2 protein-coding genes are annotated in these 3,093 nt (G+C 66.2%); one reads left to right on the top strand and one right to left on the bottom strand.

Annotation, left to right across the window (positions count from 1 at the left end; translation table 11 throughout):
- Positions 1-56: 56 nt before the first annotated feature.
- On the top strand, positions 57-260 hold the full coding sequence (locus AC08OT_RS19765) for a hypothetical protein (protein ID WP_476594718.1): 204 nt from the start codon (positions 57-59) through the stop codon (positions 258-260).
- On the opposite strand, the gene AC08OT_RS19760 is transcribed toward AC08OT_RS19765, so the two are convergent.
- Positions 245-3,093: Eco57I restriction-modification methylase domain-containing protein (locus AC08OT_RS19760; protein ID WP_476594719.1), on the bottom strand; the 2,849-nt coding region annotated here is incomplete at its 5' end. The two genes, AC08OT_RS19765 and AC08OT_RS19760, sit on opposite strands and share 16 nt — an antisense overlap.

Raw genomic sequence — 3,093 nt, 5'->3', positions numbered from 1 at the left:
AATCCTATGCGATCCGAATATCCGACCGATAGTTTCACGAGAAAAAGGAGCATAGCATGGAAGGCAAGGAAACCGACGAGGAGTTCGACGCTCGCCGTTCACAGGAGTTCGATGAAGGGATGGACCGACTCCAAACCTTCGACCCGGATAAATGGGAGGCCGTCAAGAAGCGGATGCGCGAGAAGGAGAAAGAGGAGATCAAGCGAATCTTCGGCGACAAGAAGCCCACTCTGTATGTCGATCGCTATACCGACCTGTGAGGCTTCGCGGCTGATCCTGGCGGCCCGACAGAGTCGTCGGGATCGGGTGGAGTCAGATCGGCGCTGAGATCGTACGCAGAGATCCGGGGACGGCTACCAGATGGCGTACTGGTCGCCCGGAGCAGGCTCCGTGCCTTGTGCGCGCCGAAGGCGGCGAGAGTGGCCGAGTGGCGGCGGCCGAGGCCGGCCGGCGGAGCCAGTGGGCTGACGTAGGCGAGCCCATCGGCCTCCACGGCGGCCATCGCGTCGTAGATCGCGAGGATGCGGGCCTTCGTCCGCTCGAACCGCTCCGGATCGTTGTTCCGGAAGGCCCGGAAGCTGTCCAGGATGTAGCCGACGTCATCCCGGTCAACGCCGTAGAGGTGGAAGTAGGCGGTATCCAGCTCCGCCCGCAGCTCGAACCGGCGTTCCTCGTCCCAGACGAACGGCGGCCCGGAATCACCCAGGTCCTCGGCGAAGGGCCGCATGTCCCAGGCGGTGTACGTCAGCTCCAGCACCCGCGCCTCGATCCACCGCGCCGGTGCCTCCCCCGCCAGCCACCCCACCGGCTCGTCATACCGCTCCGGCGGCAGCACGGGAAGCTGCTTCATGAGAAAGTACTTGAACGAGGTGCCAGCGAATTTCTGTCGGGCACAGTAATCGAGCACGAACACGGAGAAGTTTGCCTGCAGAAGGGCTCCCCGTTCGGATGGCGATGCGAGGAGGAACTTGTCTCCCACGGCGTAACGCGGAATCGCGCCGCTGATCAAGGTCCGTTCGTCGGAGGCGCGGGCGATGTCGCGCCAGCCGAGCAGCCAGCCGCGGTCCCACCGCTCGCCGAGCGTCTTCTCGACCTTCTCCTCGGCGACCCAGTAGCGCGGCAGCGTGACGAAGTCCGGGTCGGCGTGCTGCTTGGGCGTCGTCCGGGGCAGGGTTCCCATGTTCGCCTGAGCTTGGGTCTGCCCCTCGTACGTTCCCAACCGATGGTCAAAATGGTGGACCATCTTCGCCTCGATCAGCGGGAGCATGTACTCGGCGTCCTCGCCCGACCCTCGCGTGAAGACGTTATCGTTGGCCATGTGCAGCATGGCTTTGAACAAGATATTCCACGGGTTCGACGGCGGCGCATCCTGCCAGAGGATCGGTACGCGGCGATAGATGTCCAGGGTGATGCGGGCGTCTCGCGGGGACCGGAAGATCGAGACGGTCCTGGTGTTCGGGTTGAGGAGACGGATCTCGGCCGGTGTCATGGTGAACAGGCGGTCGGCCACGTCGACCATCCGCCGTGATCCGAAGGCGAACGGCACCCGGTCGGCTCCGGCCTGACGCCCGGCGAGAGTGAGAAGGCAGAACCGGACTCGGTGGTCCACCGCGCGGCTGAGTAGGAACTCCTCGTTCTCGAACTCCACCAGCCCGGCGAGCGACTCCTGCTCGACGACGTCCTGGAAGAACGGTGCGGTCGTGGCGTCGGTGGCGATGCCGGTGGGCAGCACCAGGCCGGCACGACCGTGCGGGCCGAGGACGGTCCGGGCCGTCTCGGCGAAGACAGCGTAGGTGTTGACGTCGCCGCGGCCGGTGAGCGGGTAGCGGCCCGAGTCCCGCAGCAGTTGCGACCAGCCGGCGGACTCCCGCAGGTGATCCTGGAAGTCAGCGTACAGGGCACGGTCGGAGGCGAACTCGCTCTCCTTCAGCGCGTCGATCAGGTGCTGCCGGGCCGCCTTGTTCGGGGCCTTGGCGATCTTCTCGTCCCGGTGCGCGAAGAACTCCTTCTCCTGGAGCTTCACCCGCTCCCACGGCGGGTTACCCAGGACGCAGGAGAAGCCGCCGCGCCAGCCGATGCCCGGGTTCGCGTCGGGAGCGTCCGGATCGTCATCCGTGCGGAAGACATCCGGGAACTCCAGATGCCAATGGAAGAAACGGTACCGGTCCGTGATGTCGTCCAGGAGCTTCGCCAGCTCCGGTGACAACTCCTTCGAACCAGCCATCAGCGGATACAGGAGCTGATTCGTGATCGCCGGTGGCCCACCCTCGTGCTTCGGCCAGACGAACGCGGCGCACCAGGCGTTGGCGGCCAGCAGGTGGAGGCGGCGCTCGGGCATGGCCTTCAGGGCTTCGTACCGCCGCGCCTGCTCACGGACATCCGACAGGGACAGTGCACGCAGATCGATGATCTCACGCAGCTCCTGCCGACCGCGCAGGTTGGCGAAGTGACTGATGTCGGCGGATTTCCGCGCCTCCAGGAAGACCGCACCGTGGTTGTCGGCCAGCAGTGCCCTGACCCGGCTGGCATCATCGTCGCCGAACGCCTTGAAGGCGGCGTCGGGGATTCCCCCGTCCAGCAGCATCGGGGTCACGCCGAGCAGGGCGTTGCCGACCTTGATGTGATGTTCGAGGTAGGCGAGCGGGCGGTTCGGCTCGACGGACGCCAGCCACAGCGAGAACTTGGTGATCTCGACCGCCAGCGGGTTGATGTCGACCCCGTAGACGCACCGCGCGACGACCTCGGGCAGGATCTTCACGATCTCCGCCCGGGACGGTTCGTCGTCTCCCCGGTCCATGATCGCGTATCTGCGGGCGATCCGGTGCGCGGCGGCGGCGAGGAAGTGCCCGGAGCCGCAGGCCGGGTCCACCACGGTGATCCGCAGGAGGTCCGCGGGAATGCCGGAGGCCGCGTACCGGTCGATCACGGGGTCCAGCGCGGTCCTCAGCAGCGAGTCGATGAGCGCGTTCGGGGTGAAATACGAGCCGGTGGTCTTGCGTTCGTTGCCCGGCGCGTCGACGAGACGGAACCGCCGGGCCGGCAAATCCGGGTCCGGCACCAGTTCCAGCAGCGACTCGTAGAGCCTGTCCTGGA

It is taken from the genome of Frankia sp. CgJB1 (assembly GCF_977947065.1).
Note: the sequence above shows the minus strand (reverse complement) of the source record. Positions and strands in the feature narration are given on the sequence as shown.